This is a genomic window from Streptomyces chrestomyceticus JCM 4735, from assembly GCF_003865135.1.
In the GTDB taxonomy this organism is placed as follows: domain Bacteria; phylum Actinomycetota; class Actinomycetes; order Streptomycetales; family Streptomycetaceae; genus Streptomyces; species Streptomyces chrestomyceticus.
In genome coordinates this window covers 3,920,468-3,940,892 of sequence record NZ_BHZC01000001.1, presented here as the reverse complement: position 1 = coordinate 3,940,892, position 20,425 = coordinate 3,920,468, and the positions used below count along the sequence as shown (strand labels likewise).

17 protein-coding genes, 1 pseudogene and 1 riboswitch are annotated in these 20,425 nt (G+C 71.9%); of the genes and pseudogenes, 11 read left to right on the top strand and 7 right to left on the bottom strand.

Going from position 1 to position 20,425, the window contains the following annotated elements:
- Positions 1-50: 50 nt before the first annotated feature.
- Positions 51-626 (bottom strand): TerD family protein, encoded by a 576-nt coding sequence (locus EJG53_RS16470; protein WP_030022317.1) that lies wholly within the window; start codon positions 624-626, stop codon positions 51-53.
- A gap of 224 nt (positions 627-850) precedes the next feature.
- Here EJG53_RS16470 and arfB point away from each other — a divergent pair, with 224 nt between their 5' ends.
- Entirely contained in the window at positions 851-1,288 is a 438-nt protein-coding gene (gene arfB / locus EJG53_RS16465; protein ID WP_125045473.1) for an alternative ribosome rescue aminoacyl-tRNA hydrolase ArfB, read from the top strand.
- A gap of 211 nt (positions 1,289-1,499) precedes the next feature.
- On the opposite strand, the gene EJG53_RS16460 is transcribed toward arfB, so the two are convergent.
- The gene (locus EJG53_RS16460) at positions 1,500-2,102 is read right to left on the bottom strand and encodes a flavin reductase family protein (RefSeq protein ID WP_125045472.1); all 603 of its coding nucleotides are present in this window, start codon (positions 2,100-2,102) and stop codon (positions 1,500-1,502) included.
- Between the two features lie 301 nt (positions 2,103-2,403).
- Here EJG53_RS16460 and cdgB point away from each other — a divergent pair.
- Both cdgB and EJG53_RS16450 read left to right on the top strand, forming a co-directional pair.
- Positions 2,404-4,091 (top strand): annotated as a pseudogene (cdgB, locus tag EJG53_RS16455) (diguanylate cyclase CdgB).
- A gap of 257 nt (positions 4,092-4,348) precedes the next feature.
- Positions 4,349-5,320 carry a carbohydrate-binding protein gene (locus EJG53_RS16450; protein ID WP_125045471.1) on the top strand — a complete coding sequence of 324 codons (972 nt, stop codon included), beginning with the start codon at positions 4,349-4,351 and terminating at the stop codon, positions 5,318-5,320.
- Positions 5,321-5,450: 130 nt separating this feature from the next.
- Here the strand turns inward: EJG53_RS16450 and EJG53_RS16445 are convergent, their stop codons facing one another.
- The 3 genes from EJG53_RS16445 to EJG53_RS16435 form a co-directional block, all read right to left on the bottom strand.
- A complete protein-coding gene (locus EJG53_RS16445; protein WP_125045470.1) occupies positions 5,451-6,380 on the bottom strand; it encodes a 1-phosphofructokinase family hexose kinase in 930 nt (309 codons plus the stop codon).
- Positions 6,381-6,654: 274 nt separating this feature from the next.
- Positions 6,655-7,866, bottom strand: coding sequence for an N-acetylglucosamine-6-phosphate deacetylase (gene nagA / locus EJG53_RS16440; RefSeq protein WP_125045469.1), 1,212 nt, complete (start codon positions 7,864-7,866; stop codon positions 6,655-6,657).
- Positions 7,866-8,798 carry an ROK family protein gene (locus EJG53_RS16435; protein WP_125045468.1) on the bottom strand — a complete coding sequence of 311 codons (933 nt, stop codon included), beginning with the start codon at positions 8,796-8,798 and terminating at the stop codon, positions 7,866-7,868. Before EJG53_RS16435 ends, nagA begins: the two co-directional genes overlap by 1 nt.
- 353 nt (positions 8,799-9,151) lie before the next feature.
- Here EJG53_RS16435 and EJG53_RS16430 point away from each other — a divergent pair, with 353 nt between their 5' ends.
- The 3 genes from EJG53_RS16430 (at position 9,152) to otsB (ending at position 11,826) form a co-directional block, all read left to right on the top strand.
- On the top strand, positions 9,152-10,423 hold the full coding sequence (locus EJG53_RS16430; protein WP_125045467.1) for an extracellular solute-binding protein: 1,272 nt from the start codon (positions 9,152-9,154) through the stop codon (positions 10,421-10,423).
- A gap of 119 nt (positions 10,424-10,542) precedes the next feature.
- Positions 10,543-10,812, top strand: coding sequence for a DUF3263 domain-containing protein (locus EJG53_RS16425; protein ID WP_031001642.1), 270 nt, complete (start codon positions 10,543-10,545; stop codon positions 10,810-10,812).
- 159 nt (positions 10,813-10,971) lie between these two features.
- Positions 10,972-11,826 carry a trehalose-phosphatase gene (gene otsB, locus EJG53_RS16420; protein ID WP_125045466.1) on the top strand — a complete coding sequence of 285 codons (855 nt, stop codon included), beginning with the start codon at positions 10,972-10,974 and terminating at the stop codon, positions 11,824-11,826.
- Positions 11,827-11,876: 50 nt separating this feature from the next.
- Here otsB and EJG53_RS16415 read toward each other — a convergent pair whose 3' ends face one another.
- Positions 11,877-13,337 carry an alpha,alpha-trehalose-phosphate synthase (UDP-forming) gene (locus EJG53_RS16415; RefSeq protein ID WP_125045465.1) on the bottom strand — a complete coding sequence of 487 codons (1,461 nt, stop codon included), beginning with the start codon at positions 13,335-13,337 and terminating at the stop codon, positions 11,877-11,879.
- Positions 13,338-13,503: 166 nt separating this feature from the next.
- On the bottom strand, positions 13,504-14,451 hold the full coding sequence (locus EJG53_RS16410) for a glucosyl-3-phosphoglycerate synthase (RefSeq protein WP_125045464.1): 948 nt from the start codon (positions 14,449-14,451) through the stop codon (positions 13,504-13,506).
- A 163-nt stretch (positions 14,452-14,614) separates the two neighbouring features.
- Positions 14,615-14,771, top strand: a riboswitch (SAM riboswitch).
- A gap of 17 nt (positions 14,772-14,788) precedes the next feature.
- Between EJG53_RS16410 and thrC the strand changes: the two genes are divergently transcribed.
- The 5 genes from thrC (at position 14,789) to EJG53_RS16385 (ending at position 20,293) form a co-directional block, all read left to right on the top strand.
- Complete coding sequence (gene thrC, locus EJG53_RS16405; RefSeq protein ID WP_125045463.1) at positions 14,789-16,078, top strand: threonine synthase; 1,290 nt, start codon at positions 14,789-14,791, stop codon at positions 16,076-16,078.
- Between the two features lie 183 nt (positions 16,079-16,261).
- On the top strand, positions 16,262-16,540 hold the full coding sequence (locus tag EJG53_RS16400; protein WP_031001649.1) for a MoaD/ThiS family protein: 279 nt from the start codon (positions 16,262-16,264) through the stop codon (positions 16,538-16,540).
- A 438-nt stretch (positions 16,541-16,978) separates the two neighbouring features.
- Entirely contained in the window at positions 16,979-17,182 is a 204-nt protein-coding gene (locus tag EJG53_RS16395) for a cold-shock protein (RefSeq protein WP_003986833.1), read from the top strand.
- Positions 17,183-17,609: 427 nt separating this feature from the next.
- Positions 17,610-19,232, top strand: coding sequence for a chaperonin GroEL (gene groL, locus EJG53_RS16390; RefSeq protein WP_030022296.1), 1,623 nt, complete (start codon positions 17,610-17,612; stop codon positions 19,230-19,232).
- Positions 19,233-19,558: 326 nt separating this feature from the next.
- Entirely contained in the window at positions 19,559-20,293 is a 735-nt protein-coding gene (locus tag EJG53_RS16385) for an SDR family NAD(P)-dependent oxidoreductase (protein WP_244955173.1), read from the top strand.
- Positions 20,294-20,425 lie beyond the last annotated feature (132 nt).

The following is a 20,425-nucleotide window of genomic DNA, read 5'->3' as shown; positions in this document are numbered from 1 at the left end:
GAGGCGCAAGCCCGTCAGGGGCGGGCGGCGTCGGAAACGAAGGCTCTGGGTCAGACGTTGACGCCGAAGTCCTTTGCGATGCCGACCAGGCCGGAGGCGTAGCCCTGGCCGACGGCGCGGAACTTCCACTCGGCGCCGTTGCGGTAGAGCTCGCCGAAGACCATGGCGGTCTCGGTGGCCGCGTCCTCGCTCAGGTCGTAGCGGGCGATCTCGGCGCCGCCGGCCTGGTTGACGATGCGGATGAAGGCGTTGCGCACCTGGCCGAAGTTCTGGCTGCGGTTCTCGGCGTCGTAGATCGAGACCGGGAAGACGATCTTGTCGATGTCCGCCGGGAGGGCGGCCAGGTTGACCTTGATCTGCTCGTCGTCGCCCTCGCCCTCACCGGTGACGTTGTCACCGGTGTGCTCGATGGACTGGTCCGGCGTGACCTTGTTGTTGAAGAAGACGAAGTGCTGGTCCGAGTAGACCTTGCCGCTCGTGTTGACCGCGATGGCGCTCGCGTCGAGGTCGAAGTCCGTGCCGGTGGTGGTGCGGACGTCCCAGCCGAGGCCGACCGTGACGGCGGTCAGGCCCGGTGCCTCCTTGGTGAGCGAGACGTTGCCGCCCTTGGACAGGCTTACAGCCATGGGGATGTCCCTTTCCTCGTCGAATCGTCGGGCTCCGTACTGCGGACGAAGCTACCGTCACCCTGCACAACGCCACTAAGGGACCGTCGGGTTCCAGCTCCCTTTACTTTCTTTGCCAATTCCTGATGCCGGGGGGCGGGGAGAGGGCACGGGCGAAGGCGGGCGGCCGGGTGGATGCGGCAAAAGAAGGTGACGGGAGCGGGTGGACGCGGGATCATGGGGGCATGTCAGGGCCCTATGTCATCCGCGGTTCGGTCGCTCTTCCGGAGGCCGAGCTGGTGTGGCGTTTCACGCGTTCCTCGGGGCCCGGCGGGCAGCACGTCAACACGTCGGACAGTCAGGTGGAGTTGCGTTTCGACGTCGCGGCCACCGACGCGCTGCCCGAGGTGTGGAAGGAACGGGCGCTCCAGCGGCTCGCCGAGCGCGGCCGGCTGCTGAACGGCGGAGTGGTGTCCGTACGGGCCTCCGAGCACCGTTCCCAGTGGCGCAACCGGGAGACCGCCGCCGTACGGCTCGCCTCGCTCCTCGCCGAGGTCACCGCGCCACCGCCCAAGCCCCGGCGCAAGAGTCGGATACCGCGCGGGATCAACGAACGCCGGCTGCGGGAGAAGAAGCAGCGCGGCGACGTCAAGCGCGGCCGCTCCGGCCGCGACTGGGGCTGAACACTCCCCACCACGCGCGCGCCCTCTGCACCTCCGCGCTCCAGCCCGCGTCGGCCGGCAGAAATGCTCCCCTACGCACGCGCCTTCTGCACCTCCGCGTTCCAGCCCGCGTCGGCCAGGGGAAATCCCCCTATGCGCGTGCCCTGCACCTCCGCGCTCCAGCCCGCGTCGGCCAGCGGACATACTCCCCTACGTGCGCGCCCTCTGCCCCTCATCCCAAGTGCCGGTACTTCCCCCGGAAGTAGGTGAGCGGCCCCTTGTCGTCCCCGCCTGCGTCTGCCGCCAGCACGCGCCCGATGACCAGGGTGTGATCGCCGGCCACGACCCGCTGTTCGGTACGGCATTCCAGGTGGGCCAGGGCGCCGCCGATCAGCGGGGCTCCGGCCTGTTCGCCCCGTTCCGTAGGAATGTCCTCGAAGAGCAGTCGGTCGCTGATGCGGTTCTTCATGGCGAACCGGCCCGCAATGTGCCGCTGTCCCTGCGACAGCACCGAAATAGCCCAAAGGGGCTGGCGCTCCAGCAGGTCGTCCATGCGGGAGTTGTTGCGAACGCTCACCATCACCAAGGGCGGTTCGAGCGACACCGACATGAACGCCGTGGCGGTCATGCCCACGTCCTCGCCGCGCGGTCCGTCGTCCGGATCGTGCGCGGTGATCAGTACGACCCCGGCGGCGAGCCGGGACAGGGCGGCGCGGAACTCGTCGTCACTCACCCCTCCAGGATGGGGGATCGACCCTTCACCGGGCGCGGAGAGTGGCGTGGCGGGCGCCGCGGGGTGATCGCCGGGCGTGGCGGCGGAGGTTTTCGTGAACACGCCATGAACGCTAACGGGGGTCGTAGGCTGCTTGCATCGGGCCCGGGGACCAGGCGTGGCCTAGGTCCGGCGGCCGAGTGTGTTTTGCGTCCGGATTTGCGTTCAGGAATTGTAGAAGTGCCCCCAGCGGCAGCCATTTGAAGATCATCAAGCGACCGCCACGCTCTGTGACTTGAGTCACAGCAGCCAGTAATTGTTGACCCTGTGTACCGAGTGAACAGCTCACTGTGATTCAGTGGCCGTGGCAATCGGACGACACAGAATCCTGGAGTTGCTGTCGAGGTCTCGGGGAGAGCGAGCGATGGAGACCGAGTCGGAGCCATACGTCCGTCTTGCGACCCTGAGGCAGCTGCACCAAGTGGTCGCCGAGCTGAACACCGCACGCAGCCTTGCAGACACCCTGCAGACCGTCGCCGACGGAGTGATCACGGGGCTCGGGTACGAGCTGGCCGCGGTCAACCTCGTACGGCCGGACGGTGACCTCGTGGTGGCCGCGGTCGCCGGCAGCGCCGGTGCCGAGGCCCTCATGGCGGGCCGGGTCGGCTCCCGCGCCTCGTGGGACCGCCGGCTGAACATGGCCGAACGCTGGGGCGGTCTGTGCTTCATCCCGCACACCGAGGGCTGGGTGCTGGACGACGACGATGTGCCGCAGTGGCACGCCGCCGGGCCCGAGCCGCGCTTCCCCGACGAGTGGCACCCGATGGACCGCCTCTTCGCGCCCATGTACACGGCCGCGAACGGCGGGGGCGAGCTGCTCGGCGTGCTCTCCGTCGACAAGCCGCGCAACGGCCGCCGTCCTGGCGCGTGGGGTCAGGAAGCGCTCCAGATGTACGCGTTCCAGTCCGCCATCGCGATCAGTAACGCCCGGCTGCGCGCCAACATGCAGCGCGCGCTGGTCCGCCTGGAGCGCGAGCAGCAGGCCCTGCGCGCCAGTGAGGAAAGCTTCCGGCAGGCGTTCGAGTACGCGCCCAGCGGCATGGCCATCGCCGAGATGGGCGGTGACCAGCACGGCCGGCTCCACCGTACGAATGACGCGCTGTGCCGCCTGCTGGGCCGCCCGGCCTCCGCGATGCGCCGCTACTCCTTCTCCGACCTCGTCCACCCCGAGGACATCGGCACCCTGCTGCGCACCTCCGCCGAGGGCGGGCGCGCCGAGCTGCGGCTCGCCCGCCGGGACGGCACGTACGTGTGGGTCTCGCTGCGCAACTCCGTCGTCGCCGACACCGCCGACGGCCCGCGCTTCCTGCTCACCCACGTCGAGGACATCGAGGAGCGCAAGCGCCACGAACTCCAGCTCGCGCACCGCGCCAGCCACGACGCGCTGACCGGGCTGCCCAACAGCGCCGAGCTGCGCGCCCGGCTCGGTGCCCGGCTGTGTTCGCGCCCGCCCGGCTCGGACGCGGACGCGTACGCCTCGGCCGCCTCCGCCGCGTCGGTCGCCGCCTTCCAGGAGGCGCACGGCTTCGGCTCGGACGGCCCCGAGGTCTTCGACGGGTACGACGCCGCCGACGGCCCGGAGCGGGGCCGTCCGGACCGTACGACCACCATGTCCACGTCATCGCGCCGTCGGACGGGCCGGAGGACGACGGCGCCAAGGGCCTCGCGGTGCTCTTCTGCGACCTGGACGGCTTCAAGTCGATCAACGACCGGTTCGGGCACCACACGGGTGACGCGGTGCTCATCGAGGTGGCCCGGCGGCTGACCAACGGGGTGCGGGACGGCGACACGGTCGCCCGGCTCGGCGGCGACGAGTTCGTGGTGCTCGCGGACGGCCTGGGCAAGGCCGACGCGCAGGACCTCGCGGTCCGGCTGCGCAACGGCATCATCCCGCCCATTCGGGTGGACGGGCGTGGCGTACGGGTGGGCGCGAGCTTCGGCATCGGGTGGGCGGCCTGCGGGATGTCCGCCGAGGAGGTCCTGCAATCCGCCGACCAGCGGATGTACGTCGAGAAGCGGTCCCGCTCGAAGGCGAGCCGGCGCGCGGGGTGAGCCCCGGCGGGGCACGAGCGGGCGCGCGCCGTCCGAACGCGCGACCTGGCGCTCCGGCGCGCCCCGGGCCGCCGCAGTACGCCTCCTGAAGGCTTCGGAAGGGCGCCCGCCGCAGGTTTCTGTAGCGATCCTGTGGCCGTTCCGGCTCGGCGTGCCATCGCTCGAACGGGGTAGGCTGCGCCGATGCGGCGGGGCGCCGCCGGGGGCCCGAAGATCAGCACAGCCATCTCGCACAGACCGCTGGGGAGTGACACGGAATGACGGCCGGCAACAACGGTGCGGGCACGCCCGAGGACGACGACCCGTTCGCCCACCTCTACCGCTCCGAGGGCGGCGAGGGCGGCGGGCAGGGCGCGGCGGGCGGCGGCTCGGCAGCGCGTCGGCCGGGTGTACCGCGTGCCTCGTACAACCAGGTGCGCGCGGTCGGTGAGCGCCAGTACGGACAGCGGCAGTACGGCCAGCAGCAGGTCCCCGCGCAGCAGCCGTACGGACAGCAGAACCAGCAGCCGTACGGGCAGCAGAACGCCCACTACGCCGCCCCCGAGACGCTCCCGGGCGGCGGCGACGCCCGCCAGGGCCCGCCCCCGGGCCACGGCAACGGCGGCGCGCCCCGGCGCAACCACAAGGGGCTGCTGATCGGCGCGGTCTCGGTCGTCGCGGTGGTGTGCATCGGCATCGGCGTGGCGATGATCACCAACAAGGACGGCGGCAAGAAGGACGAGGCGGGCGGCGGTGCCGACCCGACCCCGACGGCCGGCGAGTCCGTCAAGCCCAGCGACAAGCCGTCCGGCAAGCCGTCCCAGGGGCCGCTGCCGAAGGAGGCCGCGGCGTCGCTCTCGCTCAGCCCGGAGGCGACCACGGACAAGTCGGTACCGGGCGCCAAGGCGGCGAACGGCGCCTACGTGTCGCTGAACAAGGTCGGCGCTTCCGCCACCTGGTCGGTCGACGTTCCCAAGAGCGGTGAGTACACCCTGCTGATCGACTACGGGGTGCCGGGGAAGGACATGAAGGCGTCGCTCGGGGTGAACGGCGGGCAGCCCGACAAGATCAACATGTCGAACTTCGCGCACGCCGCCGAAGGAGCCTGGGACAAGGGCTGGACGACCACCTACCGGTGGATCAACCTCAACCAGGGCACCAACACGCTCAAGATCTCCTGCGAGCAGGGCGACCAGTGCGAGGTCAACCTCGACCGGGTCTACCTCAAGGCGGGGCACGTCAAGCGCTGAGGCCCGGCACTCAGCGACGCCCGAAAGCACCCGGCAGCGGCCGTCACACCCCTCACGCCGGACCGGATGCGCCGCCACGCCCCTACGCCGCCACGCGCCTACGCCGCCACGCGCCTATGCCGCCACGCGCCTATGCCGCCACCGGATGCTCCGTCACCGTCACGCGCCCCAGCAGCTCTTCGTACGTACCCCGGTCGAACTCCCCGGCCGCCGGGGCCCGTACGGTCGCCGCCGACAGAGCCACCGCGCGCGCCAGCCGGGCCGGCCAGGGCAGGTCTTCGACCAGGCCGGAGAGCAGGCCGGCCACCGCGGAGTCGCCGGCGCCGGTCGGGTTGCCGGCGATGCGGCGGGGCGGGGCGGCCTGCCAGGCGCCGTCCGCGGTGACCACGAGCATGCCGTCGGCGCCCAGAGAGGCGGCCACCGTGTGGGCGCCGCGGCGGCGGGCGTCGCGGGCGGCGCGCAGGGGTTCGGTGGAGCCGGTGAGGGCGGCCAGTTCGTCGGCGTTGGGCTTGGCGAGGTCGGGGCGGGCGGCCAGGCCGCGGCGCAGCGGTTCGCCGCTGGTGTCCAGGAGGACGGGTACGCCCGCCGTACGGGCGGCGCGGGTCAGCCGCGCGTAGACGTCGACGGGGACGCCCGGCGGGAGGCTGCCGCACAGGGCCACCGCCTGTGCGCCGGTGAGCAGTTCGCGGTAGGTGGACATGAACGCGTCCCACTCGGCGGGGGTGACGACCGGGCCCGGCTCGTTGAGCTGGGTGGTGTCGCCGGTGGACTCGTCCACGACGGCGACGGTGCGCCGGGTCGCGTCGCCGACCGGGACCAGCGCGTCGGTCACCGAGGTCTCCTGGGCGAGCAGCGAGCGCAGCGCGTCGCCGGTGCCGCCGCCCGCGAAGCCGGTGGCGACCGCCCGGTGGCCGAGCGCGGTCAGCACCCGGGCGACGTTCAGGCCCTTGCCGCCCGGGCGCTCGGAGACCTCGGTGACGCGGTTGGTGGAGTGCGGCTGGAGCCGGGGCACGCGGTAGGTGATGTCGAGGGCTGCGTTCAGCGTGACCGTGAGGATCATGGTTCCCCCTCCCCGGAACGTACGTGGACATACGGCGGCACACCGGGCCGGTGACCGGTGGGTCCGTACGGGACGGACCGGTGCGCCGGTGCGCGAGTGCGCAGCGATCATGCCATCGCGAGCGGTGGTTGGCCCAGCCCTTGGGCCGACCGCCGCACGGTCTGCACCGGTCCGGGCACCCCGAACCGGCCATGTGGCACGTGCGGGGGCCCGTTCGGCCCTGCCGCGCGTCACTCGGGCGCGGACGCTCCGCCCCGCTGTCCCGTGCGCCGCCTCACACCCCCGTCGGCCGCACCACCCATTCCCCGCGCCGCACCACGCCCACCAGGTCGTACGCGGCGTCCAGGACGACCAGGTCCGCGTCCTTGCCCGCCTCGATCGAGCCGGTGCGGTCGGCGACGCCGAGCAGCCGGGCCGGGTTGCCGGACAGGGCCTGTACGGCTTGCGCGACGGTGAGTCCGTCGATGGTGAGCGCGCGCTTGAAGGCGCGGTCGAGGGTGAGGGTGGAGCCCGCGATGGAACCGGCGGTGGGGCCGTCGGCGATGCGGGCGACACCGTCCTTGACCTCGACGGTCATCGGGCCGAGCGGGTACATGCCGTCGTTCATGCCGGCCGCGCCCATCGCGTCGGTGATGAAGGCGACCCGGTCCGCGCCCGCGTCCCGGAAGGCCATCTCCAGGACGGCGGGGTGCAGGTGCGTACCGTCGTTGATCAGCTCGACGGTGATCCGCTCGTCCTCCAGAAGCGCGGCGATCGGCCCCGGCGCGCGGTGCCCGAGCGGCGGCATCGCGTTGAACAGGTGGGTGGCGACGGTCGCGCCCGCGTCGATGGCCTCGCGGGTCGCGTCGTACGAGGAGTCGGTGTGGCCGATGGCGGCGATCACCCCGGCGTCGGCGAGCAGCCGTACGGAGTCCAGGCCGCCGGGCAGCTCGGGCGCCAGGGTCATCATCTTCGCGGTGCCGCGCGCGGCGTCGACGAGCTTGCGCACGTCCGCCGGGTCGGGGTCGCGCAGCAGGCCGGGCTGGTGGGCGCCGCAGCGGTGCGGGGAGATGAACGGGCCCTCGAAGTGGATGCCGGCCAGGTCGCCCTGCTCGGTCAGCTCGGCCAGGACGGCGGCCTGCCGGGCCAGCTCGTCGAGGTCGCCGGTGACGGTGGAGGCGAGCAGGGTGGTGGTGCCGCGCCGCCGGTGGGTGCCGATCGCCGTCAGGCACTCCTCGGGGTCGGCGGACGAGAAGGAGCCGCCGCCACCGCCGTGTACGTGGATGTCGACGAAGCCCGGGACGACGAGATGGCCGGTCAGGTCGATCACCCGGTCGCCGGGTGCCGGGGCGGTCGCCCCGGCGGCGTCCGCCGCGTCGGTGATACGGGTGCCCTCGAAGGCCACCAGGCCCTCGTCGGCGACGCCGGACGGCAGGGCGACCCGGGCGCCCGTCAGGACGGTGCGCCGGGGGCTCGGGGCGCTGTCCCCGGACTGTTGCAGCGGCATCAGGCAGTTACCTCCGTGGAGAGAAGATCCCAGGCGAGCAGACCTGCGCCCAGGCAGCCGGCGGCGTCCCCGAGCGCAGCCGGAACGATCAGGGGGAGCCGCTGGAAGGTCACCCGGGAGCGGACCGCCGCACGCAGCGGCTCGAACAGCGTGTCGCCCGCCTCGGCCAGCCCGCCGCCGATGATCAGCGTGTGCGGGTCGAGCAGGGTGAGCGAGGTGACCAGGCCGGCGGCGAGGGCGTCCACCGCGTCCTGCCAGACGGCCTGCGCGCGGGCGTCCCCGGACTCGACGGCCTTGGCGGCGTCGGCGGCGGTGGCCCGCGGGTCGCCGCACGCCTCGGCCCAGGCGCGGCCGACGGCGGCGGCCGAGGCCAGCGTCTCCAGGCAGCCGCGCTGGCCGCAGCCGCAGTCGGGGCCGTCGGGCCGTACGACGATGTGGCCGATCTCGCCCGCGCTGCCGTGCGCGCCCGCCTCGATGCGGCCCTCGATGCCGATGGCGCCGGCGATGCCGGTGCCGAGCGGTACGAACAGGAAGCGGTCGGCGCCGCGGCCCGCGCCGATCCGGCCCTCGGCGAGGCCGCCGGTGCGGACGTCGTGGCCGAGGGCGACCGGGACGCCGCCCAGGCGCTCGGAGAGCAGGGCGCGCAGGGGGACGTCGCGCCAGCCCAGGTTGGCGGAGTAGGCGGCGATGCCGCGCGCGTCGTCGACGATGCCGGGGACGGCGACGCCGGCCGCCGCGGCGGTGCTGCCGAACCGCTGCCGCCCGGTCTCGCGCAGTTCCTCGGCGAAGTCCAGGATCGAGGCGACGACCGCTTCCGGGCCGCGTTCCCGGCCGGTGGGGCGCCGGGCCTCGTGGAGCAGTGTGCCGTCCGCGCCTGCCAGGGCGGCCTTCATTCCGGTGCCGCCCACATCAAGGGCGATGACGTGTCTCACGGGGACAGTTTCGCGCGATCGGCCGTGAAAGGTCTAGTCCACTCGCGGGGATGGCGTGGTTCCGCTCCCGCGAAGGGCGTGCTCGGGCCTGGGGGCAGGAGGTGGTTCCGCAAGGTCCGGACGGGGTGGGTCGGCCGGCCCGGACGGGGTGATTCCGGTCCGTACGGCCGCTTCCGTACCACCGCGACCTGTGGGTGTGACAGGCGATACGCCAACGAAATGAGGGGTGGTGTAGACCTTGTGTGGGTAAACGGGGGAGACTCGTCGTTCATGCCGGTTGAGGGTGGACCTCTGAAGCCACCGGGCATTCCCCGGCAAGCACGGAACATTCGGGACAAAAGGCGGTAACGGCAGTGCAGCGGCGGTACTTGAGCCTGGCGGCAGCGGGACTCACCACGGCCATGACGCTCTCCTTGTCCTCCTGCGGCAGCGGCGTGGGCGACGGTGGCGACGTCACTCTCAAGCTCGTCGCGGCGGACTACGGCGACAACGCGTCGAACTCCTCCAAGCACTACTGGAACAGGCTCGTCAAGGACTTCGAGAAGAAGAACCCGGGCATCAAGGTCGACGTCTCGGTCTACAGTTGGACGGACGTCGACAAGAAGGTCGAGGAGATGGTCAAGTCCGGTAAGGCTCCGGACATGGCCCAGATCGGCGCGTACGCCGACTACGCGGCCGAAGGCAAGCTCTACAAGGCCAGGGACGTGCTCTCCATCCCCGTGCAGGCCGACTTCGTCCCCGCCCTCGCGGAGGCGGGGGAGTACAACCGCGAGCAGTACGGGATGCCCTTCGGCTCCAGCACCCGCCGCCTGTTCTACAACAAGAAGCTCTTCGCCGAGGCGGGCATCACCGACCCGCCGGAGACCTGGGCGCAGGTCGCGGCCGACGCGGCCAAGCTCAAGGCCAAGGGCGTGAAGATGCCGTACGCGCTGCCGCTGGGCCCGGAGGAGACGCAGGCCGAGACGCTGATGTGGATGCTCAGCGGCGGCGGCAGCTACACCGACAGCATCGGCAAGTACACGATCGACTCGAAGGAGAACGTCAAGACCTTCGAGTGGCTGAAGAAGGAACTGGTCGCCCCGGGGCTGACCGGCGGCGATCCGGCCAAGCTCAACCGCCAGGACGCCTTCAACGCCTTCGCGGCCGGCGACGTGGGGATGCTCAACGGCCACCCCACCCTGATGAAGCAGGCCGAGGCCAAGGGCGTCGAGTACGGCACCGTCGAGCTGCCGGGCCCGGCCGGCAAGGCCAAGGCCACCATGGGCGTCGCCGACTGGATGACGGCGTTCAAGCAGAACGGCCACCGCGACCAGGTCGGCAAGTTCCTCGACTTCGTCTACGACGAGAAGAACGTCATGGACTTCTCGGGCCACTACGGGCTGCTGCCGGTCACCACCTCCGGCTCCCACGCGATGCTCGCCGACAGCAAGTACGCCAAGCTGCACAGCTTCCTGCGCCAACTGGACAACGCCGTGTTCTACCCCGCGGACAAGACCTCCTGGCCGCTGGTCAGCAAGACCGTCAAGGCGAAGATGGGCAAGGCGGTGGGCGCCAACGGCAACCCGGCCGGCGTGCTCAGCGACATCCAGAACACGGCCAACGAGGCGGACAACTCCGCCGAGTGAGCCGCCGCGCGCCCCGGCACCCCGTAGCGCGCCCCGGCACCCCGTAGCGCGCCCCGGCGCCCCCCGCCTCCGGACCGGCGGCGGGGATTGTCGTACCGCGGCCTTATCGTGGACGGGTGATGACGAGTGAGGGCACCGACGGCGGCACCGGAGGCGGTGGCATAGGAGCACTGTCCCCGCAGGACGAGGCGGTGCTCGGCGTCGAGCGCCGCTCCTGGCCCCGGCCGGGCGTCAAGGAGCGGGTCATCCGCGAGCGGCTCGGCATCTCGCCGACCCGCTACTACCAGTTGCTGAACGCCCTGCTGGACGACCCGCGGGCGCTCGCCCACGACCCGGTCACGGTCAACCGGCTGCGCCGCGTCCGCGAGGCCCGGCGCGGCCGCCGCTGAGGGACGGCCCGCGGGGCGCCGGACGGGCCGGGGTGCGGGGCCGGAAGACGGCACGAGCCGCCGATACGCCCGTACCCAGGCACCCGCAGCCGACGCCGCGCTGCGCCGGTCCCCCCCGTACCCGGCACCCGCCCGCACCCGCCCGGTAACCTCGTCGCCATGGGCAGCCCCCCGAACTCCTTGCCGACACCGGTCACCGAAGCGGGCCGGGACGGTCTCGCCGCGCTGCTGGACAGCCCCGGCCGAGCCGTGCTCGCTCTCGACTTCGACGGCACACTCGCCGACATCGTGCCCGACCCCGAGAAGGCCCGCGCCCACCCCGGCGCCGTCGCCGCGCTGGCCCGTCTGGCGCCGCGGCTGTGTTCCCTGGTGGTCATCACCGGCCGCCCGGCCGGCGTCGCGGTCCGCCTCGGCGGCTTCACGGACGCGCCGGGCCTGGAACGGCTGGTGGTCCTCGGCGGCTACGGCGCCGAGCGCTGGGACGCGGCCACCGGCACGGTACGGGCGCCCGCGCCGCCGCCCGGCGTCGCCGCCGTACAGGCCGAACTCCCCGGCGTCCTGGACGGACTGGGCGCCTGGCACGCCTCCTGGGTGGAGGACAAGGGCCGCGCCATCGCCGTGCACACCCGCCGCGCAGAGGACCCGCAGGCCGCCTTCGAGCTGCTGCGCGAGCCGCTGTACGCGCTCGCCGAGCGGCACGGCCTGATCGTCGAGCCCGGCCGGTACGTCCTCGAACTGCGGCCGCCCGGCATGGACAAGGGCGTCGCGCTCGCCGAGTACGTCCGCGAGACCGGCGCCACCACCGTCCTGTACGGGGGCGACGACCTCGGCGACCTCGCCGCCTTCTCCGCCGTGGACAAGCTGCGGTCGGACGGACTGGCCGGGGTGCTGGTGTGCAGCGGCAGCGCGGAGGTCGCCGAGCTGGCCGGCCGGGCGGACCTGGTCGTCGACGGCCCGGCGGGCGTGGTCGCGCTGCTGCACGCTCTCGCGGACCGGCTGGAGGAGCCCGCCTGACGGGCGACCTGACAGCTCTGCGGCCGGGGCCCTCCCGGGGCCCCGGCGCGCTACTCCTCCAGCGCCCGAAGCTGCTGGAGGAACCACCGGTCCGGCGGCAGCGCGGTGGCCGCGGCGGCCAGCCGCTTCGAGCGCTCGGCCCGCTCGCCGTCCTCCATGGACAGCGCCTCGTGCAGCGCGCGCGCCGTGGCCGAGACGTCGTACGGATTGACGCAGACCGCGTCCTCGCCCAGCTCCGCGTACGCCCCGGCCTCCCGGGACAGCACCAGCGCGCAGCCCGCCTCGGAGATCACCGGGACCTCCTTGGCGACCAGGTTCATCCCGTCCCTGATCGGGTTGACCAGCGCCACGTCGGCGATCCGGTAGGCGGCCAGCGACCGCGCGAAGTCGTCCTTCACGTGCAGCACGACCGGCTGCCAGCCCGGGGTGCCGTACTCCTCGTTGATCTCCTCGGCCAGCCGCCCGACCTCGTCGGTGTAGGAGCGGTAGACCTCCAGGTCCTGCCGGGAGGGGTAGGCGAACGCGATGTGCACGACGCGTTCGCGCCACTCGGGGTGCCCGGCCAGCAGCGCCCGGTAGGCGCGCAGCCCGCGCACGATGTTCTTGGACAGCTCCGTACGGTCCACCCGCACGATCGTCTTCCGGTCCGGCCCGCCGATCTGCTCGCGCAGCGCCGCCAGCCGCTCGTCCACGTCCGGGCGGTGCGCCCGCTCCCGCAGGAACTCCGCGTCCGCGCCCAGACCGTGCACGCCGAGCCGCGTCGTCCGGCCCTCGTGGACGATGCTCAGCCCGCCGTCCGCGTCGCGTGCCACCTCGGCGCCCAGCACCGCCGCGCAGCACTCGGCGAACGCCTCGGCCCAGCGCCGCGTCAGGAACGCGGCGCGGTCGCCGCCCAGCATGCCGCGCAGCACCGCCTCGGCCACGTCGTCCGGCAGCATCCGGAAGTAGTCGGCGGGCGCCCACGGCGTGTGCGAGAAGTGGCCGATGCGCAGGTCGGGGCGGCGGGCGCGGAGCAGACCGGGCACCAGCGTGAGGTGGTAGTCCTGCACCAGCACCACGGCGCCGGGCGCGGCCTCGTCGGCGAGCGCGTCCGCGAAGGCCGCGTTGTACGCCTCGTACGAAGCCCACTGGGCGCGGAACGCGTCGTCGAAGGAGGGCTCCAGCGGCGTCTGGTAGAGCATGTGGTGGACGAACCACAGCACGGAGTTCGCGATGCCGTTGTAGGCGTCGGTGAAGACGTCGGCGGGGATGTCCAGCATGCGTACGTGCTGGCCGCCGGTATCGGCGGTGTCCAGATGGCCGCCGCTGCGCCGGGCGGCCTCGCGGTCGCCGTCCCCGAGGGCGGCGCACACCCACACCGCACCGGCGTCCGGGCCGATCGCGGACAGCCCGGAGACCAGCCCGCCGCCGCCCCGTTTGGCGGTCAGCGTGCCGTCGTCCCCCTTCGTGTACGAGACGGGACCGCGGTTGGACGCGACGAGGACCTTGGCACCAGAACGCTCGGAGACCATGTTGCGAGACTAGCCCGCCACCCATCCGCTCAAACGTGCGGAGCGGAGGCGGAACGTCACTGTTTACGCGGCGTCGGAAGCGGGCCGCGCGGCGCCCGGCCCGGGACCCTGGGTCGGGCCCATCGGGCCGCCCACCGATCGCCTCTCGGGCCGCCCGCCGCCCGTCTCAGGCCGCCCGGCGCTCCGCGTACTCCGGTATCTCCGCCATCGGCGGCCGCTCCTCGGTGTCCACGTCCCAGGTACGCGGCACGAAACCGGTCTCCCCGCGCTCGAACTGGGTGAGCCGCGGGCGCACCAGGTGGCCGCGGGCCAGCCGCAACTGCGCGGTGCGGTAGATGGCCGCCGCCATCCTGCCGAGCGCCTGGCCGCTCTGGTGGCGGTGCTTGCGCACCCCGATGTCCACCTGGGCCAGCGCGTCCAGCCCCACCGTGTGCAGCGCGTCGACCAGCAGGCCCAGCTCGACGCCGTAGCCCACCGGGAACGGCAGCCGCTCCAGCAGCGACCGGCGGGCCGCGTACTCCCCGCCGAGCGGCTGCACGAACCCGGCGAGCTGCGGCCAGTGCAGGTTCAGCAGCGGCCGGGCGACCAGCTCGGTGACCCGGCCGCCCTGGCCCGCCGCCTCGCCCAGCGGACGGTCGTACATGCCCTTGACGAACTGCACGTCCGGGTCGGTCAGCAGCGGACCGACGATCCCGGAGACGAAGCCCGCGTCGAACTCGCGCAGGTCGGCGTCGACGAAGCAGACGATGTCGCCGCCGGTGGCCAGCAGGGAGCGCCACAGCACCTCGCCCTTGCCGGGCAGCGCGGGCAGCCGCGGCAGCACCTCGTCCCGGTGGACCACCCGCGCGCCCGCCTCGGCCGCGACCTTGGCCGTGCCGTCCGTGGAGCCCGAGTCCAGCACCACCAGCTCGTCGACGAGCGGCACCGACGGGGTCATCAGCTCCGTACGGACCGACTCGACGATCGCGCCGACCGTCGCCTCCTCGTCGAGCGCGGGCAGCACGACGGAGACCGTCTGCCCCGTCTCGCGCTTCGCGGCCAGCAACCGGTCGAGCGGGCGGTCCGCGGCCGACCAGGACCGGCCGGCCAGCCAGCGCTCCACCTCTTCCAGCACGTGCGGGTCTCCTTCGTTCCCGGATCAGCGATGTGATCCATCTCGCGGTGCGGACGGCTGTCTCGACCGCCCGGCCCTTCGGCTACAGTCTTGAACAACGCGATCGTCCCGGACATGCCGGGGTCGGCGCGACAAACGCCTGGGCCCCGGCCCGGTGCCATACCGCTCATCCAGAGGGGCAGAGGGATACGGCCCGTTGAAGCCCCGGCAACCCTCCAGCCGGTCTCCGTCGTCGCGCAGGTACGCGGCCCGCGAGGCTCCCGGCTCGGGAAGGTGCCAATTCCGTCTCGCGGCGAGATGCGTCGCGAGGAAGATGAGGAGAAAGGGCCTCGCCTCCATGGCTGTGCAATCCGTCGAAAGCACCCCGTCCGCCAGCGTCTCCCTCGGTCCCGCCGTCGCGCTGTCCTGCCGCGAGTGCGGCGAGCGCTTCGACCTCGGACCGATCTTCGCCTGCGCCTCCTGCTTCGGACCGCTGGAAGTGGCGTACGACCTGCCGGCGGGCGACCCCGAGGGCCTGCGCAAGCGGATCGAGGCGGGCCCCAACAGCATCTGGCGGTACGCGCCGCTGCTGCCCGTCCCGGCCGACGTGGCGGACAAGCCCAACCTCAACCCCGGCCTGACCAAGCTGGTCAAGGCCGACAACCTGGCCCGTGAGCTGGGCGTCACCGGCGGCCTGTACGTCAAGGACGACTCCGGCAACCCGACGCACTCCTTCAAGGACCGCGTCGTCGCCATCGCCGTCGAGGCCGCCCGCGCCTTCGGCTTCACCACCCTGTCCTGCTCCTCCACCGGCAACCTCGCCGGCGCGGTGGGCGCGGCGGCGGCCCGGGCGGGCTTCCGCTCGTGCGTGTTCATCCCGCACGACCTGGAGGCGGGCAAGGTCGTCATGGCCGCGGTGTACGGCGGCGAGCTGGTCGGCATCGAGGGCACCTACGACGACGTCAACCGCTTCTGCTCGGAGCTGATCGGCGACCCGCTCGGCGAGGGCTGGGGCTTCGTCAACGTGAACCTGCGCCCGTACTACGGCGAGGGCTCCAAGACCCTCGCGTACGAGATCTGCGAGCAGCTCGGCTGGCGGCTGCCGGACCAGATCGTCATCCCGATCGCCTCCGGCTCCCAGCTCACGAAGATCGACAAGGGGCTGAAGGAGCTGATCGCGCTCGGCCTGGTCGAGGAGAAGCCGTACAAGATCTTCGGCGCCCAGGCCGAGGGCTGCTCGCCGGTCTCGACCGCCTTCAAGGCAGGTCACGACGTCGTACGGCCGCAGAAGCCGGACACCATCGCCAAGTCGCTGGCCATCGGCAACCCGGCCGACGGCCCGTACGTGCTCGACATCGCCCGGCGCACCGGCGGCGCGGTGGAGGACGTGAACGACGCGCAGGTGGTCGACGCGATCAAGCTGCTGGCCCGTACGGAGGGCATCTTCGCCGAGACGGCCGGCGGGGTGACCGTGGGCGTCACGAAGAAGCTGATCGAGGACGGGCTGCTCGACCCGGCGCTGACCACCGTCGTGCTCAACACCGGCGACGGGCTCAAGACGCTGGACGCCGTGGCGCCGACCACCGGGCCCACGGCCACCATCCGCCCGAGCCTGGACGCGTTCCGCGCGGCCGGCCTGGCGGGCTGACCGCCGCGCGCGGCCGTACACACCCGTACGCGGTCGCGCGCACCCGTACGCGTCGGTACACACCGGTACGCGTCCCGTACACCACGGCACGCGCCGGCGTACCCCGTCCGCGCCCGCGGTCATCGGTACGCCCGCGCCCGCCGCCCCTACGCACTCCTCCCGCGAGCTGGAAGGCAGCACACCATGAGCGTCAACGTCCGCATCCCGACCATCCTGCGCACCTACACCGGCGGCCAGGCCGAGGTCCCCGCCGAGGGGGCGACCCTCTCCGAGGTCATCCAGAACCTGGAGCAGAACCACGCCGGCATCGCGGCCCGCGTCCTGGACGACACCGGCAAGCTGCGGCGCTTCGTGAACGTCTACGTCAACGACGACGACGTGCGCTTCGAGCAGGGCCTGGCGACGCCGACGCCGGACGGCGCCGGCGTATCGATCATCCCGGCGGTGGCCGGCGGCTGCTGAGGCGGTCGCCCGGACGCCGTAACGATCTTTTTCGGCCCTTCCCCGGCCGAACGGCTGGAATCGCCCCGTCCGCCACGAAGCGGACGGGGCGATTCCATGTTGTTAAAGGCGATACAGTTGAGGTGATTCCTCGTCCAGCGCGTGCCGAACGCATATGAGTGCCCGGCAAGTTGTGCGCGAAGTGTGGACATGATTTGTCGCGTTGGTGAGCTTTGCCCGGCCCGACTTGCCCTGCCGTATGGGCTTTTCTTCGCATATTTGCGATTGTTCCCGAGAAGAATTCTCGTCCGACTGACCTGTTGCGCTGGGCAGTTGGACAGATACATTCAGCGGCGGTCGACGCGTTCCGGCGCACACCCCCTCCTGTCGGGGGGTGAGGTCTGACCCGGGTCCGCGGAGTGCGGTCCTGTGCAAGGGCCAGTAATAGGGGAGTTAGGCATGGCTCAGGGCACCGTCAAGTGGTTCAACGCGGAGAAGGGGTACGGCTTCATCGCGGTCGACGGTGGTGCGGATGTATTCGTCCACTACAGCGCGATCCAGATGGACGGTTACCGCACCCTTGAGGAGGGTCAGCGGGTCGAGTTCGAGATCTCGCAGGGCCAGAAAGGGCCGCAGGCGGACATGGTCCGCGTGGCCGGCTGAAGCGCCGACCGACTGCTGCGTACGAGGGTCCGCGTCCCCTGTGGGGGGCGCGGGCCTTCTGTGTTTGGGTGGGTAGGGGGGTGCTGCGGGGGGCGCAGGTCATCCGGGCCGCACCCGGTTTGACACCCGCCCCCCATGGGGATGGCTCCCGCCAAGCCGCTTGCGCCCTCCCGTCGCCCGGCCGCCACCCCCATACGAGGCTTCTGCGAAGCCGCTTGCACTCTAGGGGGTCGAGTGCTAATCATTGCGTTAGCACTCTACGAGTGAGAGTGACAGCTAAGGACCGACTCGGTGAGGTCCGCGGGCAGGTGGGGCAAGGAACCACAAGCTCGCAGACCGTCCGTCGCGGGCGCCAGCGCGGTCCGGAGTATCCACCCTCCCCCAGACGCAGTCCGGGGGGACCCCCAGTCCGGGAGGACCACTTCACATGGCCAAGATCATCGCGTTCGACGAGGAGGCACGGCGCGGTCTCGAGCGCGGGATGAACCAGCTCGCCGACGCCGTCAAGGTCACCCTTGGCCCCAAGGGCCGCAACGTCGTCCTCGAGAAGAAGTGGGGCGCCCCCACGATCACCAACGATGGTGTGTCCATCGCCAAGGAGATCGAGCTCGAGGACCCGTACGAGAAGATCGGCGCCGAGCTGGTCAAGGAGGTCGCGAAGAAGACGGACGACGTCGCCGGTGACGGCACGACGACCGCGACCGTCCTGGCCCAGGCCCTGGTCCGCGAGGGGCTGCGCAACGTGGCCGCCGGCGCCAACCCGATGGCCCTGAAGCGCGGCATCGAGCGCGCCGTCGAGGCTGTCTCCGCCGCCCTGCTGGAGCAGGCCAAGGACGTGGAGACCAAGGAGCAGATCGCTTCGACCGCCTCCATCTCCGCCGCCGACACCCAGATCGGCGAGCTGATCGCCGAGGCCATGGACAAGGTCGGCAAGGAAGGCGTCATCACCGTCGAGGAGTCCCAGACCTTCGGTCTGGAGCTGGAGCTCACCGAGGGTATGCGCTTCGACAAGGGCTACATCTCGGCGTACTTCGCCACCGACATGGAGCGTATGGAGGCGTCGCTCGACGACCCGTACATCCTCATCGTCAACTCGAAGATCTCCAACGTGAAGGACCTCCTTCCGCTGCTGGAGAAGGTCATGCAGTCGGGCAAGCCGCTGCTGATCATCGCCGAGGACGTCGAGGGTGAGGCCCTGTCGACCCTGGTCGTCAACAAGATCCGCGGCACCTTCAAGTCCGTCGCCGTCAAGGCCCCGGGCTTCGGCGACCGCCGCAAGGCCATGCTCGGCGACATCGCCATCCTCACCGGTGGCACGGTCATCTCCGAGGAGGTCGGCCTCAAGCTGGAGAACGCCGGTCTCGACCTGCTGGGCCGCGCCCGCAAGGTCGTCATCACCAAGGACGAGACCACCATCGTCGACGGTGCCGGTGACAGCGAGCAGGTCCAGGGCCGCGTCAACCAGATCCGCGCCGAGATCGAGAACAGCGACTCGGACTACGACCGCGAGAAGCTCCAGGAGCGTCTGGCGAAGCTGGCCGGCGGCGTGGCCGTCATCAAGGCCGGTGCCGCCACCGAGGTCGAGCTCAAGGAGCGCAAGCACCGCATCGAGGACGCCGTGCGCAACGCGAAGGCGGCCGTCGAGGAGGGCATCGTCGCCGGCGGTGGCGTCGCCCTGCTGCAGGCCTCCTCGGTCTTCGAGAAGCTGGAGCTGGAGGGTGACGAGGCCACCGGTGCCGCCGCTGTGAAGCTGGCCCTGGAGGCCCCGCTGAAGCAGATCTCCGTCAACGGCGGCCTCGAGGGCGGCGTTGTCGTGGAGAAGGTGCGCAACCTGGCCGTCGGCCACGGTCTGAACGCCGCGACCGGCGAGTACGTCGACATGATCGCCGAGGGCATCATCGACCCCGCCAAGGTCACCCGCTCCGCGCTGCAGAACGCCGCGTCGATCGCCGCGCTGTTCCTGACCACCGAGGCCGTCATCGCCGACAAGCCGGAGAAGGCCGCCGCGGCCGCTCCGGGCGGCATGCCGGGCGGTGACATGGACTTCTGATCCTCCCGGATCAACTGTCCTCAAGTCGCTGGGGCGGCACTCCTCCTCCCGGGGGGTGCCGCCCCAGCGGCGTTCCGGCACCTTTCGGGCGTGCGGCCTGCCGTACGGCGCGGCGTGCCGCTCCGTACGGTGGTCCAGGTGTGCCGTTCCGCACGGCGGTCCTTGCACTGCCCCCGGCCCGGCGGGGCACGATCACCCCATGACGACTCGAAACGGACAGGCTGCCCGACCGGACCGGTTCCCCGCGGACACCGTCGCCCTGATCACCGGCGGCAGCAGCGGAGTGGGCCTGGCGGCCGCGGCGGCTGCTCGCGGACGGCGCGCGGGTGGTGGTGTGCGGCCGCGACGAGCGCCGCCTGGACACCGCCGTGGCGCACCTGAGGGAGCGGGCGCAGGACGCGGTGACGGGCGGCGAAGCGGCCGTTGCGGATGCGACGGGGACGGGCCCGGGAGCGGCCGGTGACGCGGCGGACCGGGTGTTCGGCGTACGGGCCGACACGGCCTCCGTCGCCGACCTGGACGCCGCGGTCGAGGCGGTACGCGACCGCTTCGGGCACCTCGACATCATCTTCGCCAACGCGGGCCGGTACGCCGCCGCTCCCTTCGAGGAGATCACCGAGGCCGACTTCGACCAGGCGGTCGGCGTGAACTTCAAGGGCGTGTTCTTCACCGTCCAGCGGGCCCTTCCGCTGCTGCGCGACGGCGGTGCGGTGGTCATCAACGCCTCGTCGCTCGTGCAACGCGGACAGGCGGACGCCACCCTGCACTCCGCGACCAAGGCCGCCGCGCTCAACCTCGCCCGGACGCTCGCGGCGGCGCTCGCCGGGCGCCGTGTCCGCGTCAATTCGGTGAGCCCCGGCTACGTCGAGACGCCGATGTTCGCGGGCTCGGAGATCGATGTGGCGGAGGCGGAGAAGCTGAAGGCGCAGACGGCGGCGGGCAGGTTCGCGCGGCCCGAGGAGATCGCCGACGCGGTGGCCTTCCTGGCGTCCGGCGAGGCGTCGTACGTCAACGGGCAGGACCTGGTGGTGGACGGCGGGCTGCACGGCTGCGCCATGTGAGGGCTGTGGGGGACCGGGGCGCCCATCAGGGCGTTCCGTCGTTATGTCGCTTCTGTGAGATTCAGCATGCAAGGCGACGGTGGTCCTGGTATGGGCATGGCGGCCATACTTTCGGGAGCCTCACCGGAAGGT